The sequence below is a fragment of the Azorhizobium oxalatiphilum genome (assembly GCF_014635325.1).
GTDB classification, from domain to species: Bacteria; Pseudomonadota; Alphaproteobacteria; order Rhizobiales; family Xanthobacteraceae; genus Azorhizobium; species Azorhizobium oxalatiphilum.
On record NZ_BMCT01000002.1, the window covers coordinates 409294 to 425632 of the forward strand.

General features: G+C 67.4%; 9 protein-coding genes. 6 read left to right on the forward strand and 3 right to left on the reverse strand.

The window, feature by feature from the left end; all coding sequences use genetic code 11:
• Positions 1-40: 40 nt before the first annotated feature.
• From edd to IEW24_RS10465, 3 genes are all read right to left on the reverse strand, one after another.
• Entirely contained in the window at positions 41-1882 is a 1842-nt protein-coding gene (gene edd / locus IEW24_RS10455) for a phosphogluconate dehydratase (RefSeq protein ID WP_188578186.1), read from the reverse strand.
• 273 nt (positions 1883-2155) lie between these two features.
• On the reverse strand, positions 2156-5293 hold the full coding sequence (locus IEW24_RS10460) for a multidrug efflux RND transporter permease subunit (protein WP_188578187.1): 3138 nt from the start codon (positions 5291-5293) through the stop codon (positions 2156-2158).
• Complete coding sequence (locus IEW24_RS10465) at positions 5290-6471, reverse strand: efflux RND transporter periplasmic adaptor subunit (protein ID WP_188578189.1); 1182 nt, start codon at positions 6469-6471, stop codon at positions 5290-5292. The genes IEW24_RS10460 and IEW24_RS10465 overlap by 4 nt, the downstream gene beginning before the upstream one ends.
• 357 nt (positions 6472-6828) lie before the next feature.
• Here IEW24_RS10465 and IEW24_RS10470 point away from each other — a divergent pair, with 357 nt between their 5' ends.
• From IEW24_RS10470 to IEW24_RS10495, 6 genes are read left to right on the forward strand one after another with little or no spacing between them, the layout of a single operon-like run.
• Complete coding sequence (locus tag IEW24_RS10470; protein WP_188578191.1) at positions 6829-7395, forward strand: sigma-70 family RNA polymerase sigma factor; 567 nt, start codon at positions 6829-6831, stop codon at positions 7393-7395.
• Between the two features lie 3 nt (positions 7396-7398).
• Positions 7399-7911: a hypothetical protein gene (locus IEW24_RS10475; RefSeq protein ID WP_188578193.1), complete on the forward strand. Its 513-nt coding sequence runs from the start codon at positions 7399-7401 to the stop codon at positions 7909-7911.
• The gene (locus tag IEW24_RS10480; protein WP_188578195.1) at positions 7908-8417 is read left to right on the forward strand and encodes a periplasmic heavy metal sensor; all 510 of its coding nucleotides are present in this window, start codon (positions 7908-7910) and stop codon (positions 8415-8417) included. The genes IEW24_RS10475 and IEW24_RS10480 overlap by 4 nt, the downstream gene beginning before the upstream one ends.
• 27 nt (positions 8418-8444) lie before the next feature.
• Positions 8445-9743 carry an MdtA/MuxA family multidrug efflux RND transporter periplasmic adaptor subunit gene (locus IEW24_RS10485; RefSeq protein WP_188578198.1) on the forward strand — a complete coding sequence of 433 codons (1299 nt, stop codon included), beginning with the start codon at positions 8445-8447 and terminating at the stop codon, positions 9741-9743.
• Positions 9740-12835, forward strand: coding sequence for an MdtB/MuxB family multidrug efflux RND transporter permease subunit (locus tag IEW24_RS10490; protein WP_188578200.1), 3096 nt, complete (start codon positions 9740-9742; stop codon positions 12833-12835). The genes IEW24_RS10485 and IEW24_RS10490 overlap by 4 nt, the downstream gene beginning before the upstream one ends.
• Entirely contained in the window at positions 12832-16080 is a 3249-nt protein-coding gene (locus IEW24_RS10495) for an efflux RND transporter permease subunit (protein WP_188578202.1), read from the forward strand. Before IEW24_RS10490 ends, IEW24_RS10495 begins: the two co-directional genes overlap by 4 nt.
• Positions 16081-16339: the final 259 nt, after the last annotated feature.

Genomic DNA, 16339 nt, shown 5'->3' on the forward strand with positions numbered 1-16339 from the left:
GCGATAGCAGAACCACTGCCGTCTGCCCGCGTGGGTAGGATCAGGCCGCCGTGCGGTCAAAAATGCTGGCACCGCGATCCGCAGCGCCCACCGCCGCCCGCAGCGGGGCGAACAATTCACGGCCGACGCCCACATGCGAAGAGGACAGATCGTGCGTGGCGAGCGGACGGGCGGCCCATTCGGCCTCGTCCACCAGCACGGTCAGGTGGCCGTTCACGCCATCCAGCCGCACCATATCGCCATCCCTGATTTTGGCGATGGCACCGCCATTGGCGGCTTCCGGCGTCACATGGATGGCCGAGGGCACCTTTCCGGAGGCGCCCGACATGCGCCCGTCGGTGACGAGCGCCACCTTCTGCCCGCGATCCTGCAACACGCCGAGCGGCGGCATCAGCTTGTGCAGTTCCGGCATGCCATTGGCCTTCGGCCCCTGGAAGCGCACCACGGCGATGAAGTCGCCGGTGAGGCTGCCGGCCTTGAACGCCGCCTGAAGCTCCTCCTGCGAATGGAACACCTTGGCCGGGGCCTCGATGATGTGGCGCTCAGGCGCCACCGCCGAGGTCTTGGTGACGGCGCGGCCGAGATTGCCGTCCAGCACCTTCAGGCCGCCCGTGGCCTGGAAGGGGTTGCCCGCCGGGCGCAGCAGCGCCTCGTCGCCGGAGGCCGCCGCGCCGTCGCGCCACGCCAGATTGCCCTTGCCGTCCAGCATGGGTTCGGCGGTGTAGCCGGACAGGCCCGTGCCCCAGACCGTCTCCACATTCTCATGCAGCAGGCCGGCGCCGAGCAGTTCGCGGATCACGAAGGCCATGCCGCCGGCGGCGTGGAAGTGGTTCACGTCCGCCTTGCCGTTGGGATAGACGCGCGCCAGCAGCGGCACCACGTCGGCGAGGTCCGAAAAATCGTCCCAGGTCAGGGTGATGCCCGCTGCCGCCGCCATGGCGACGATGTGCAGCGTGTGGTTGGTGGAGCCGCCCGTGGCGTGCAGGCCGACGACGCCGTTCACGAACGCCTTCTCGTCCAGCATGCGGCCGAGGGGCGTGTAGTGGTTGCCGAGCGCGCTGATGGCCAGCGCGCGCTTGGCGCCTTCGCGGGTCAGCGCATCGCGGAGCGGCGTGTTGGGGTTGATGAAGGAGGCACCGGGCAGATGCACGCCCATGATCTCCATCATCATCTGGTTGGTGTTGGCGGTGCCGTAGAAGGTGCAGGTGCCGGGGCCGTGGTAGGACTGGGACTCGGCTTCCAGCAGCGCCGCGCGGTCCACCTTGCCTTCCGCGAACAGCTGGCGGATGCGGGTCTTCTCGTCGTTCGGCAGCCCCGAGGTCATGGGGCCGCTCGGCAAAAACACCGCCGGCAGATGGCCGAAGGACAAGGCGCCGATCACGAGGCCGGGCACGATCTTGTCGCAGATGCCCAGATAAACCGAGCTATCGAAGGTCTGGTGCGAAAGCGCCACCGCCGTGGAGAGGGCGATCACCTCGCGGGAGAAGAGCGACAGCTCCATGCCCGCCTCGCCCTGCGTGACGCCATCGCACATGGCGGGCACGCCGCCGGCCACCTGCGCCACGCCGCCGGCCTCGCGGGCGGCGGTGCGGATCAGCTCGGGGAAGCGCTCATAGGGCTGATGGGCGCTGAGCATGTCGTTGTACGCGGTGACGATGGCCAGATTCCCGCCATCGCCCGCGCGCAACTCCAGTTTGTCCGTGGGGCCGCAGGCAGCGAAGCCGTGGGCCTGGTTGGCGCAGCCGAGGCCCCGGCGCTTCGGCCCCGACTCGCTGGCCGCCGCGATGAGGTCGAGATAGCGCCGGCGGGCGTCCTGACTGCGCTGCCGGATGCGCTCCGTGACTTCACCGACGCGGGCATTGAGAGCGGCTTGGACGGCCATAGGCGTGCCTCCTGGCGAATAGGATTCGGCCGAACCTAATCCGCCTCGGGCCACCGGGCTAGCTTGGTATGGTTCAAATTCAAACGATTTGAAACATGTAGCCAACCAAGCACCGGGAGCGGCAGGGCCGGGCTTTCGCTTCTCATGTCGGTATTTGGGCGCGGGATCGCAACCGGGCCGGAGGGTTAGCCATTCTCCTTTGGACCACCATGCAGCAGAGCAACGTCATGGCCGGGCTTGTCCCGGCCATCCACGCCGGGCCGCCCCCCTCGCCTATTCCGCCGCCCGCGCATGGGCCGGCGGCTCCACCACGTGGGGCGGTGTCCCGCGCTTGCGCCAGCGGCCAATGGAGCGGCTCACCCGGCCCATGGCGAGATAGACCACGGGCGTCGTGTAGAGGGTGAGGATCTGGCTCACCGCGAGGCCACCGACGATGGCATAGCCCAAGGGCTGGCGCAGCTCCGAGCCGGTGCCGTGGCCGAGCATCAGCGGCACGCCGCCGAGCAGCGCCGCCATGGTGGTCATCATGATCGGCCGGAAACGGGTGAGGCAGGCCTCATAGATGGCCTGCTCCGGCGCCATGCCCTCCTCGCGCTCCCGCTGGAGCGCGAAGTCGATCATCATGATGGCGTTCTTCTTCACGATGCCGATCAGCAAGAGGATGCCGATGAGCGCGATGACCGAGAGGTCATAGCCGCAGACATAGAGGATCAGCAGCGCCCCGAGCCCCGCCGACGGCAGCGTCGAGAGGATGGTCAGCGGGTGGATGAAGCTCTCGTAGAGAATGCCGAGGATGATGTAGACGGCGATGATCGCCGCCGCGATCAGATAGGGCTGGGTGCGCAGCGAGTCCTGGAAGGCCTGCGCCGTGCCCTGGAAGGTGCCGATGAGGGTGATGGGCTTGCCCATCTCAAGCTCGGCCTTCTGCACGGCCGCCACCGCCTGCCCCAGCGCCGTGCCCGGCGTCAGGTTGAAGCTCAGCGTCACCGCCGGGAACTGGCCCTGATGGCTGATGGAGAGATAGGCGGTCTTCGATGTGTCCACCTTCACGAAGGCGGACAGTGGGATCATTTCCGAGGTGCGCGGCGACTTTACATAGATCTTGTCCAGCGAGGTGGCGTCCTGCTGGAGTTTGGGGTCCACCTCCAGCACCACATGATATTGCGAGAGCTGGGTGAAATACTGCGCCACCTGCCGCTGGCCGAAGGCGTCATAGAGCGTGTCGTCGATCACCTGCGGCTGGATGCCGAAGCGCGCGGCGGTGTCGCGGTCGATGGTCAGCGAAACGGTGGGCGCGCTGGTCTGCTGGTCGGTGGCCACATCCTGCAGTTCGGGCAGCGACTTCAGCTTGGCGAGGATGCGCGGCGCCCAGTCGTTCAGCTCGGCGAGGTTCGCGTCCTGCAACGTGTACTGATACTGGGTGCGGGAGGCTCTACCGCCCACATTGATGTCCTGCGCCGCCTGCATGAACAGGTTCACGCCCACCACCTTCTGGGCCTGCGGGCGGATGCGGTTGATGACCTGCGTGGCGCTCACGTCGCGTTCGTCGCGCGGCTTGAGGTTGATCCAGAGCCGCCCGGTGCTCACCGTCTGCGAGCCGCCGGTGGCGCCCACCGAGCCGGACACGCTCTCCACCGCCGGATCCCTGGCGATGATCGCCATCAGTTCCTGCTGCTTCTCGCCCATGGCACCGAAGGAGATGTCCTGCGCGGCCTCCGTGAAGCCGGTGATGAAGCCCACGTCCTGCTGCGGGAAGAAGCCTTTCGGGATCATCACATAGAGCGTGCCGGTGGCGCAGATGGTCAGGCCCAGCACCACGAGGGTCGCCGCCTGATGGCGCAGCACGACCTTCAGTCCCTTCTCATAGAGCTTCAGCATGCCCTCGAAGAAGGCTTCCATCGCCATGTAGGCGCGGCCGTGCTTCACCCCGTGCTCGTTCTTCAGGAACAGCGAGCACATCATGGGGGTCAGCGTCAGCGACACCACCACGGACACCAGAATGGTGATGGTGACGGTGACGGCGAACTCGCGCAGCAGGCGCCCCACGATGCCGCCCATGAGCAGCACCGGGATGAACACCGCGATCAGCGATACCGAGATGGAGATGATGGTGAAACCGATCTCCCCCGCGCCCTTCAGCGCGGCATCCATGGGGGAGAGCCCCTCCTCGATGTGCCGGTAGATGTTCTCCAGCATCACGATGGCATCGTCCACCACGAAGCCCACCGCGATGGTGAGGCCCATGAGCGAGAGATTGTCGAGGCTGTAGCCCAGCAGGTACATGACCGCGAAGGTGCCGATCAGCGCCATGGGCACGGTGATGCTGGGAATGACGGTCGCCCACACATTGCGCAGGAAGGCGAAGATCACCGCCACCACGAGGCCGATGGTGAGCAGCATGGTCATCTGCACATCGTCCACCGAGGCGCGGATGGTCTGCGTGCGGTCGGTGATGATGTCGACGTTGATGCCCGGCGGCAGCGAGGCCTCAAGGCGCGGGATCATGCCGCTGACGCGATCCACGGTGTCGATCACATTGGCGCCCGGCTGCTTGAAGACGATGAGCTGAATGCCGCGCTTGCCCTTCTGCCAGGAGGCGAGGCGCTGGTTCTCCGGCCCGTCCACCGCCTGCCCGATGTCGCGGATGCGCACCGGCGCGCCGGCCCGATAGGCGATGATCACGTCGTTCCACGGCTGCGAGGCCAGAAGCTGATCATCCGCATAGATGGTGAAGCTCTGCGCCGGCCCATCGAACGAGCCCTTGGGCGAGTCCACCGTGGCGGCGGCGAGCACCGCGCGCACATCCTCAAGGCTCATGCCCAGCGCTGCGAGCTTGGCCGGGTCCACCTGCACCCGCACCGCCGGCTTCTGCTCGCCCGTGATCGCCACCTGCGCGATGCCGGGGATCTGGCTGATCTGCTGCGCCAGCATGGTGTCGGCCACGTCATCCAGCTTGGTCAGCGGATAGAGGTCGGACTGCACGGAGAGGATCAGGATGGGCGAGTCCGCCGGGTTCACTTTCCGAAAGGTCGGCGGGCTGGGGAGGTTCTTGGGCAACTGGCCGGAGGCGGCGGTGATGGCCGACTGCACGTCCTGCGCCGCCGCGTCGATATTGCGGTTGAGGTCGAACTGGATGGTGATGGACACCACGCCCAGCGCGCTGGAAGACGTCATCTGCGTGACGCCGGCGATCTGGCTGAACTGGCGCTCAAGGGGCGTCGCCACCGAGGAGGCCATGGTCTCCGGGCTGGCACCCGGCAGGCTGGCGGAGACCTGGATGGTGGGGAAATCCACCTGCGGCAGCGGCGCCACCGGCAGCAGCGGATAGGCGACGAGGCCGATCAGCACCATGGCCACCATGAGCAGCGTGGTAGCGATGGGACGCTGGATGAAGGGGGTCGAGATGCTCATGCGCGCTTCTCGTCCGTGCCGGCCACCGTCTCGGCGGGTTTTTCACCCGCCCCGCCTTTGGGGGGCACCACATTGACCCGCGCGCCCGGCGTCAGTCGCAGCTGGCCATCCACCACCACCCGCTCGCCGGCCTTCAGGCCGCTGGTGATGACGGTGGTCGGCCCGAGCGCCGAGGCGACCGTCACGGTGCGCTTCTCCACCGTGTTGCCGGTCGTCACCACATAGAGATAGAGCCCGTCCGGCCCGCGCTGCACCACCTGCGAGGGCACGGTCACGGCGTCATGGATCGTGTTCACCCGCACCTTCACGTTCACGAAGGCACCCGGCCACAGCTTCAGCCCGTCATTGGGAAAGGTGGCCTTGATACGCAGGGTGCCGGTGTCGGCGCTGATCTGGTTGTCGATGAGCGCCACCTGCCCTTCGCCCAGCAAGGTGGTGCCGTCGCGGCGGAAAGCTTCCACCGCAACCGGGCCGCGCGCCATGGCATCGCGCACCTCGTCGAGCCGCTCCTGCGGCAGAGCGAAGATCACCGAGATGGGTTTCAGCTGGGTGATGACCACGAGGCCGGTGGTGTCGGTGGTGCGCACGATGTTGCCCTCGTCCACCAGCCGCACGCCGGTGCGGCCGGAGATGGGGGCCTTGATGGTGGTGAAGCCGAGCTGCACCTGCGCATTGTCGATGGCCGCCTGATCGCCCTGCACCGCCGCCTGATACTGGGCGACCAGCGCCTTCTGGGTGTCCAGCGACTGCTGGGAGGCGGCGTTCTTGTCCACCAGCGTCTGGTAGCGGGCGAGATCCAGCCTGGCGTTGGCGAGCAAGGCTTCATCCTTCGCCTTGGTGGCCTCAGCCTGCGCGAGGGCCGCCTTGTAGGTGCGTGGATCAATCTGGGCGATCACCTCGCCCTGCTTGACCTCCTGCCCCTCCTTGAACAGCACCTCATGCAGTTCGCCGTCCACCCGCACTTTCACGGTCACGGAATTGTAGGCCTGCACCGCGCCGATGCCGCTGGCATAGACGGGCATGTCCTGCGCCTTGGCCGGCTCGGCCACCACGGGAATGGCAGGCGCCTGCGGCTTCGCGCTCGGCGCGGGCTGCTCCTGCGCCGACACCCCGACACGCCACATAACGCCACCGGCAATCGCCACCACGGCAGCCACAACCCACAGAACACGGCGCATCAGGTCGACCCTTGATCGGGGAGGAAGTCCAACCCTTGAACCCGCGCGCGGACGGAACCCTGCGGCGTGATTTCGCACCTCACGGAACCGTGAACACAATCTGTTACACGCGCGAAATACCCCGCTCACGCTTGGTTGCGAGGGTTGGCAGCCGGTGAGGACGGCAGATCGGACCGATCCGGCGCGCCCGAGCGCAGGGTTTCGTCAGGTCACGGGTTAAAGGTCCGTGGGCGGATGAAAACCGGCCCCCTGAAGAGTCGCCCGGCGGGCTCCCCTAAGGGGCGCCGGAGCGAACGGGATTGAGGAGGAATGCGCGGTGGTGCCATTCTGGACAGAGGAGCGGTGCCGAGTCCCCGGATGCGAGAGCCAGACGACGATCGCGACCAGACCCGCGACGAAGACCTCATGGCCCGCGTCGCCCAGGGGAACGAGGCCGCGTTCCGCACCCTGTGCGACCGCCATCTCGTGCGCGCTGTCGCCCTCGCCCGCCGCACGCTCGGCAATGACGCCGACGCCGAGGAGGTGGTGCAGGAAGCCTTCCTGCGCGTCTGGCGCGCCGCGCCGCGCTGGGAGCCCACGGCGGCCTTCAGCACATGGCTGCATCGCATCGTGGTCAATCTCTGCCTCAACCACAAACGCCGCGTTCCCCACGCCCCGCTCGACGCAGCCGGCGATCCCGCCGATCCCGCGCCCGATGCCGAGGCGCAGCTGGAAAGCCGGGCCGAGCGCGCCCGTCTCGCCGGTGCCATCGGCACTCTGCCCGCCCGGCAGCGGGCAGCGGTCCTGCTCACCTATTGGGAAGGGCTGTCCAACAACCGGACGGCCCAGATCATGGGCACCACGGTGGGTGGCGTCGAAACTCTTCTGGTCCGCGCCCGCAAGGCGCTCAGGGCCAGGCTCATCCCGTCATCGGACGAGGGCTGACACATGAAAGCGCCTATCCCCGCTCTTTCCCTGTCCCATCTGGAAGACGCCCTCGCCCTCCATGGCCCCGACCTCGCGGCATGGCCGGAAGACCTGCGCATGGGCGCCCAAGCGCTGATGGCCGCCGATCCGGCGGCCCGCGCCCTGCATGGGCAGGCGATGGAACTGGAGCGCCTGCTCACCACCGCCCTCGACGGCCAGCCGACCGCGGAGGACGAAGCGATCGCACGCCGGGTCGCCACACGCCTGCGCGCCGCCCCCCTGCCCACGCAGCCCCGCCCCTGGCGGGAGCGGGCGGAAAACTGGCTCGCCGCGCTCGGCCTGCGCCCGGCATGGCCGGGCGTCGCGGCGCTGGCCGGCATGGCCATGCTCGGCTTCCTGCTCGGCGGGCATCTGGTGGAGATGGGCGGGGTCTATGGCTTCTCCCTCTCCAGTCCCGCGCCCACCCGCCTCGCCGATGCCGATGTGAGCGGCATCATGTTCGATCCCGATCCCCTGGCGGAGAATGGCCTGTGAGTGACACCGCCCGTCCAGCCCCCACCCGCGCGCCCCGGCGGGTGCTGCTGATCGCATCGCTGGCGCTGAACCTGTTCTTCATCGGCATTGCTGTCGCCGTTGCCGTGCATATGGGCGGGAAACACGGCCCATCGCCGCTGGATCGCAGCCCGAATGCGCGCATCGACAGACTTGCCGCGAGTTTGCCGCAACAGGATGCAAAGGAAGTTTTGGCACAGTTCAAAACTGTGCAGCCGACCATCGAGGCAGGGCGGGCTGCCTCACGCACGGCGCAGGAAGAGGTGCGCCGCGCATTGCAGGCCGAGCCCTTCGATCCGGTCGCGGCGGATCAGGCGCTTAACGCCCTGCGCGATGCCCGGCGGGGCATCTGGGCGGCGCTTCACGGCGCCGTTCTGAAGGCCGCCGCGAAGATGTCCCCGGAAGGCCGGGCGCGTCTCGCGGACTGGATTCCGCCAGACGACCCCGAGCGCCAGCGCCCCCGGTACCGCACCCAGACAGAACGCTGAGCCAAACGCAGGATCAGGATCCAGGCCATGAACGACCCGCGCCCGCTCCGGGATTTGCAGGGAGAACCGATTACCCTTGAGGAAGGCCGCATCGCCCCTCAGGAGGTCAAGCCGCGCCGCCGCTTCCCGTGGTCGGCCGTGATCTGCACGGCGCTGGTGCTGCTGGTGGCCGCCGGCTGGTGGATCCGCCCGCAGGAGAGCGCCGCCCCCACCGGCCGCCGCAGCTTCACCGGCCCCATTCCCGTCGCCACCGCCACCGCCCAGACCGGCGCTCTGCCGGTGACGCTCACCGCGCTCGGCACGGTGACGCCGCTGACCACCGTGACCGTGCGCACGCAGATTTCCGGCCGCCTGACCAACATCTATTTCAAGGAAGGCCAGGAGGTGAAGGCCGGCGATCCGCTCGCGCAGGTGGACCCCCGCCCCTATGAGGCGGCGCTGAAGCAGGCGCAGGGCCAGCTCGCCCGCGATCAGGCGCAGTTGCGCAACGCCCAGCTGGACCTTGCCCGCTCGCAGACTCTGGTGGCCCGCAATGCCGCTTCGCAGCAGACCGTGGATACCCAGACCGCCCTCGTGCAGCAATATCAGGGCACGGTGGAGATGGACGAGGCGCAGGTCCGCACGGCGGAACTGAACCTTGAATATTGCCACATCGTCGCCCCCGTCTCCGGCCGCCTCGGCATCCGCCTGGTGGACGTGGGCAATTACGTGCAGGGCGGGGACGCCACCGGCCTCGTGGTCATCACCCAGATGAAGCCGATCACGGTGGTGTTCTCGCTGCCGGAGGACGTGGTGCCCGCCGTCATGCGCCGCCTCAACAGCGGCACGGAGCTTGCGGTCTCGGTCTATGACCGCAACCGCCGGGCCAAGATCGCCACCGGCAAGCTCGTCACCGTGGACAATCAGGTGGACGTCACCACCGGCACGGTGAAGCTGAAGGCCGAATTCCCCAATGAGGACGGCAGCCTGTTCCCCAACCAGTTCGTGAACGTGGACCTGCTGGTGAACACGCTGGAGAACATCGTCGTCATCCCCACCGCCGCCGTGCAGCGCGGGGTGCCGGGCACCTATGTCTACCTCGTCGGCGCCGACAATGCGGTGAGCGTGCGCAAGGTGACGCTCGGTCCCTCGGCCAATGACAAGGTGGCCATCAGCGAGGGCCTCAAGCCCGGCGACAAGGTGGTTGTCGATGGTGCCGATCGCCTGCGCGAAGGCTCGAAGATCACCGAGCCGGACGCGCCGGGGGCGCAGGCGGCTCCCGCCCGCCCGCAGCAGGAAGGGCCGGGCGAAGGCGCCCGCCGCGCGCCGCCGGTGCGCACGCCGTGAACCCCTCCGCACCCTTTATCGAGCGGCCGGTCGCCACTTCGCTTTTGATGGCGGCGCTGCTGCTGGTGGGCATCGTCGCCTTCCGCTTCCTGCCGCTCTCGGCGCTGCCGGAGGTGGACTATCCCACCATCGCGGTCCGCACCTTCTATCCGGGCGCGAGCCCGGAGGTGATGACCTCCGCCGTCACCGCGCCGCTGGAACGCCAGCTCGGGCAGATGCCGAACCTCAAGCAGATGAGTTCGGTCTCCTCCGCAGGCGCCTCCATCATCACCCTGCAATTCGGCCTCGACCTCACCCTGGACGTGGCCGAGCAGGAGGTGCAGGCGGCCATCAATGCGGCGGGCAACCTGCTGCCCAACGATCTGCCCGCCCCACCCATCTATGCCAAGGTAAACCCGGCGGACGCGCCCATCCTGACGCTGGCCGTCACCTCGCCCACGCTGAAACTCTCCGATCTGGAGGATCTGGCCGACACCCGCATCGCCCAGAAGCTGTCTCAGGTGCAAGGGGTGGGACTCGTTAGCCTCGGCGGCGGGCAGCGTCCGGCCGTGCGCATCCGCGCCAATCTGTCGGCGCTGGCGGCCTATGGGCTGAATATCGACGACCTGCGCTCAAGCATCGCCAATGCCAACGTCAATACGCCCAAGGGCAGTTTCGACGGCCCCATGCGCGCCTACACGGTGAGCGCCAACGACCAGATCAAGGATCCGGCGGTCTACCGTGATCTCGTCATCGCCTATCGCAAGGGCGCGCCCGTGCGGCTCTCCCAGGTGGCCGAAGTTACCGACGGGGCGGAAAACGAGAAGCTCGCCGCGTGGATGAACACCACGCCCGCCATCATTCTCAACGTGCAGCGCCAGCCGGGAGCGAACGTCATTGCGGTCGCCAACGACATCAAGGCGCTGCTGCCGGAGCTGACCTCGAACCTGCCCGCCGCCGTGCATGTGGACGTGCTGATCGACCGCACGACCACCATCCGCGCCTCGGTGATCGACACCGAGATCGAGCTGGTGTTTGCGGTGCTACTCGTGGTGGCGGTGATCTTCGTGTTCCTGCGCAGCGTGCCGGCCACCATCATCCCGAGCCTGTCGGTGCCGCTCTCCATCGTCGGCACGTTCGCGGTCATGTATCTGGCCGGCTTCAGCCTGAACAACCTCTCGCTCATGGCGCTCACCATCGCCACCGGCTTCGTGGTGGATGACGCCATCGTCATGATCGAGAACATCTCGCGCTACGTGGAAGAGGGCATGGAGCCCTTCGCGGCGGCGCTGAAGGGCTCGCAGCAGATCGGCTTCACCATCGTCTCGCTGACCGTGTCGCTGATCGCGGTGCTGATCCCGCTGCTGTTCATGGCCGATGTGGTGGGCCGCCTGTTCCGCGAGTTCGCCATCACGCTCTCCGTCACCATCCTCATCTCGGCGGTGGTGTCGCTGACGCTGGTGCCCATGATGTGCGCCCGCATGCTGAAAGCCCGCCCGCACGCCGCCCCCGGCAAGCCGCGCAAGGCCGGCTGGTTCGACCGCATGGTGGCGGTCTATGGCCGCATGCTCACCGTGGTGCTGCGTCATCAGGCGGCGACACTCATCATCGCCGTCGCCACGCTGGCGCTGACCGCCGCGCTTTATGTGGCGATCCCCAAGGGCTTCTTCCCCATTCAGGACACCGGCCTCATCCAGGGCGTTACCGAGGCCTCGCAGTCCACCTCGTTTGCCGCCATCTCCGAGCGCCAGACCGCGCTGGTGGAAACGCTGCTGAAGGACAAGGATGTCGCCAGCGTCACCTCCTTCGTGGGCGCGGACGGCACCAATGCCACGCTCTCCAGCGGGCGGTTGCAGATCGCGCTGAAACCTCGCGACGAGCGTTCCGGCGGCGTGCTGGAGGTGATGCAGCGGCTCAATGCGGAAGCCGCGAAGGTGCGCGGCATCGCGCTCTACATGCAGCCGGTGCAGGATCTGACCGTGGACGCCACCATCGGGCGCGGCCAGTATCAGTTCATCCTTTCCTCCACCGATCCCGACGATCTGTCCAAATGGGTGCCGCGCCTCACCGATGCGCTCAGCCAGCGTCCGGAACTGGCTGATGTGTCCAGCAACCTGCTCGACAAGGGCCTCGCGGTGGACATCACCATCGACCGCGACACCGCCGCCCGCTTCGGCGTCACCACCGCCACCATCGACAATGCGCTCTATGACTCATTCGGCCAGCGCATCATCTCCACCATCTTCACCCAGACCAACCAGTACCGGGTGATCCTGGAAGCCGATCCGCGCCTTCAGGCCAGCATCCAGTCGCTGGAGAATGTCTATGTGCCCGCCTCCGGCGGCGGGCAGGTGCCGCTCTCCGCGCTCGCCACCTTCACCGAGCGCAGCGCGCCCTTGCAGGTGAGCCATCTCAGCCAGTTCCCGGCCATCACCGTGTCCTTCAACCTCGCTCCCGGCGTGTCGCTCGGGGCAGCGGTGACGGCGGTGCAGGATGTGGAGCGCGAGATCGGCATGCCCGCCAGCATCACCACCTCCTTCCAAGGGGCGGCGCTGGCTTTCCAGGGCGCGCTCTCGAACCAGCTGCTGCTGATCCTCGCGGCGCTGGTGACGGTCTATGTGGTGCTGGGCGTGCTCTATGAGAGCTACATCCACCCGATCACCATCCTCTCCACCCTGCCGTCTGCGGGCATCGGCGCACTGCTGGCGCTGATGATGACGGGGCGCGACCTCGACATCATCGGGATCATCGGCATCATTCTGCTGATCGGCATCGTGAAGAAGAATGCGATCATGATGATCGACTTCGCGCTGGATGCCGAGCGCACCGAGGGCATGAGCCCGCGCGAGGCCATCTATCAGGCCTGCCTGCTGCGCTTCCGGCCCATCCTCATGACCACCATGGCGGCGCTGCTGGGCGCGGTGCCGCTGGTGCTGGGCGCGGGCGAAGGCTCGGAGCTGCGCGCGCCGCTGGGCGCCGCCATCATCGGCGGCCTCATCGTCAGTCAGGTGCTCACTTTGTTCACCACGCCGGTGATCTACCTCGCCTTCGACGGCCTCGCCCGGCGCGTCTCGCGCTTCGCGGGCCTCAAGCCCGGACAGGCGCTGCGGTGAACATCTCCGCCCCCTTCATCCGCCGCTCGGTGGCGACCACGCTGCTCACGCTGGGGCTGGCGCTGGCGGGGGCGCTTGCCTTCTTCCGGCTGCCGGTGGCCCCGCTGCCGCAGGTGGACATTCCCACCATCGTGGTCAGCGCCTCCATGCCCGGCGCGAGCCCGGACACCATGGCGGCGACGGTGGCGACGCCGCTGGAACGGCATCTCGGCCAGATCGCCGGCATCAGCGAGATCACCTCGACCAGTTCGCTCGGCTCCACCCGCGTCATCCTGCAATTCGATTTGAGCCGGGATGCGGACGGGGCCGCCCGCGACGTGCAGGCGGCCATCAACGCCGCGCGCGCCGATCTGCCGGTGGCCCTGCGCTCAAATCCCACCTATCGGAAGGTGAACCCGGCGGACGCGCCCATCCTCGTGCTGGCGCTCTCCTCCAACACGCTCACGCGCGGCCAGCTTTATGACAGCGCCGCCACCGTGCTCCAGCAGAAGCTCTCACAGGTGAAGGGCGTCGGGCAGGTGAACATCGGCGGCGCCTCGCTGCCGGCGGTGCGGGTGGAGATCAATCCGCACGCGCTGGCGCAATATGGCATCGGGCTGGAGGACGTGCGCGCCGCGCTCTCCGCCGCCAATGCCAATGCGCCCAAGGGCGCCATCGAGGCGGGCGAAAAGCGCTGGCAGATCTACACCAACGATCAGGCCAAGGAGGCGGCGGCCTATCGCTCGCTCATCATCGCCTATCGCAACAATGCCGCCGTGCGCCTCTCCGACGTGGCCGACGTGGTGGACGGGGTGGAGAACATCCGCAACGAGGGCCTCGCGGACGGGCGTCCCTCGGTGCTGATCATGATCTCGCGCGAGCCCGGCGCGAACATCATCGAGACCGTGGACCGCATCCGCGCCCTGCTGCCGGAGCTGAAAGCCTCCATCCCCTCCGACATCGAGGTGACGCTGGCGCAGGACCGCACCGCCACCATCCGCGCCTCGGTGGCGGACGTGGAGCATGCGCTCATCCTGGCCGTGGTGCTGGTGGTGGTGGTCGTGTTCGCCTTCCTGCGCGATGCGCGGGCGGCGGTCATTCCCTGCGTGGCGGTGCCGGTGTCGCTGCTGGGCAGCTTCGCGGCCATGTATCTGCTGGGTTACAGCCTCGACAACTTTTCCCTCATGGCGCTCACCATCGCCACCGGCTTCGTGGTGGATGACGCCATCGTGGTGCTGGAGAATGTCACCCGCCATATCGAGGCCGGCAAATCCCGCATGGAGGCGGCGCTGATCGGCGCGAAGGAGGTGGGATTTACCGTCCTCTCCATGACCATTTCGCTGATCGCGGTGTTCCTGCCCCTGCTGCTCATGGGCGGCATCGTGGGGCGCTTCTTCCGCGAATTCTCGGTGACGCTCTCCGTCACCATTCTGGTGTCGCTGCTGGTCTCGCTCACCACGACACCCATGATGTGCGCCTATCTGCTGCGCGAGCGGAAGGACGAGAAGCCCCCGGGCCGCTTCGCCCGCATGTCCGAGCGCATCTTCGCGGCGGTGATGAAGGGCTATGAGGTGTCGCTGGACTGGTCGCTCCGGCACGCGCTTTTCATCCTGCTGCTGCTCGGCGGCATCATCGCGCTCAACGTGCATCTGTTCACGGTGGTGCCGAAGGGCTTCATGCCCCAGCAGGACACCGGCCAGCTCGTGGGCGGCATTCAGGCCGACCAGAGCATCTCCTTCCAGCTCATGAAGCAGAAGCTTGCCCGCTTCGTGGACATCATCAAGGCCGATCCCGCCGTGGACAGCGTGGTGGGCTATACGGGCGGTGGCCAGACCAATTCCGGCTATGTCTTCGTGTCCCTGAAGCCGCTGGAGGAACGCAAGGCCAGCGCCGATCAGGTGATCGCGCGGCTACGCGGAAAGCTCTCCAGCGTGCCCGGCGCGGTGCTCTATCTGCAGGCCATGCAGGACGTGCGCGCGGGCGGGCGGCAATCGAACGCGCAATACCAGTTCACCCTCCAGAGCGATGATCTGGAGGCCCTGCGCGAATGGACGCCCAAGATCACCGAGGCGCTGCGGCGCATCCCGCAGATCGCCGACGTGAACTCCGACACGCAGGAGAAGGGACTGGAAGTGGAGCTGAACATCGACCGCGACACGGCGGCGAAGCTCGGCCTCTCCATGAGCCAGATCAGCAACACCCTGTATGACGCCTTCGGGCAGCGGCAGGTGTCCACCATCTATGCGCCGCTGAACCAGTATCACGTGGTGATGGAGGTGGCCCCGGCCTATTGGCAGGACCCGCGCACGCTGGACGACATCCGCGTCTCCACCACCGGCGGCGCGCTGGCGGGCAGCGCCTCCACCGCCGCCATCGCCTCGACGCTGGCGGGATCGGATGCGGCCACCGACGCCATCCGCAACGCCAACACCAACCGCATCGCCAATACCACCCGCTCGGGCACATCCACGGGCGCGGCGGTGAGCACGCGCTTTTCGCCCTCCGTGCCGCTGTCCGCCTTCGCCACCTTCGGGCCGGGCTCGACGCCGCTGTCGGTGAACCATCAGGGCCTGTTCGCGGCCACCACCATCTCGTTCAACCTGCCCGAGGGCCGCTCGCTCAGCGATGCGACGGACGCCATCCATCGCACCATGATGGAGATCGGCGTGCCGGCGAACGTGCACGGCACCTTCCAGGGCACGGCGCAGCTGTTCCAGAAGTCGCTCTCCACCATGCCGCTGCTCATCCTGCTGGCGCTGGCCACGGTCTATATCGTGCTCGGCATCCTCTATGAGAGCTTCGTCCACCCCATCACCATCCTCTCCACCCTGCCCTCGGCAGGACTGGGAGCGTTTCTGGCGCTGATCGTCTGCCGCACGGAATTCAGCCTGATCGCGCTCATCGGCGTGATCCTGCTCATCGGCATCGTGAAGAAGAACGCCATCATGATGGTGGACTTCGCGCTGGAGGCCGAGCGCGGCCGGGGGCTCGCCCCCCGCGAGGCCATCCGCGAAGCCTGCCTCCAGCGCTTCAGGCCGATCCTGATGACCACGCTCGCCGCCATCTTCGGCGCGCTGCCACTGGCGCTGGCCAACGGCACGGGCGCGGAGATGCGCCAGCCTTTGGGCATCTCCATCATCGGCGGGCTGCTGGTGAGCCAGCTGCTGACGCTCTATTCGACGCCGGTGGTCTATCTCTGGCTCGACCGCCTGCGCCGCCGCGACCGCCAGCCCCGCCTCTTCCGCCGCCCGCAGCCGGCGGAGTGAGGGGGACCCGGACGGCTCGACATTCAGCGTGCGCTTTTTTCCAAAGAACGCCGTCATGCCCGGGCTTGTCCCGGGTATCCACGCGGCGCCGCACGAAACAGGCTTCAGAGGTCTGCACAGTCGGCACGGCATGGATACCCGGGACAAGCCCGGGCATGACGATCATTTGCTTCATCAATGTCGCGTTTGAATGTCGATCGGTCCCGCAAGCTCCACGCTTCCTTTGCGGTATACAAGATGCAAGGAAAGGTGATCGGAC

What these genes read in the sequence shown, in the direction of transcription:
- IEW24_RS10460 (WP_188578187.1), bottom strand. Translation starts at nt 5,293, where the DNA reads ATGAGCATCTCGACCCCCTTCATCCAGCGTCCCATCGCTACCACGCTG.
- IEW24_RS10470 (WP_188578191.1), top strand. Translation starts at nt 6,829, where the DNA reads ATGCGAGAGCCAGACGACGATCGCGACCAGACCCGCGACGAAGACCTC.
- IEW24_RS10485 (WP_188578198.1), top strand. Translation starts at nt 8,445, where the DNA reads ATGAACGACCCGCGCCCGCTCCGGGATTTGCAGGGAGAACCGATTACC.
- IEW24_RS10465 (WP_188578189.1), bottom strand. Translation starts at nt 6,471, where the DNA reads ATGCGCCGTGTTCTGTGGGTTGTGGCTGCCGTGGTGGCGATTGCCGGT.
- edd (WP_188578186.1), bottom strand. Translation starts at nt 1,882, where the DNA reads ATGGCCGTCCAAGCCGCTCTCAATGCCCGCGTCGGTGAAGTCACGGAG.
- IEW24_RS10475 (WP_188578193.1), top strand. Translation starts at nt 7,399, where the DNA reads ATGAAAGCGCCTATCCCCGCTCTTTCCCTGTCCCATCTGGAAGACGCC.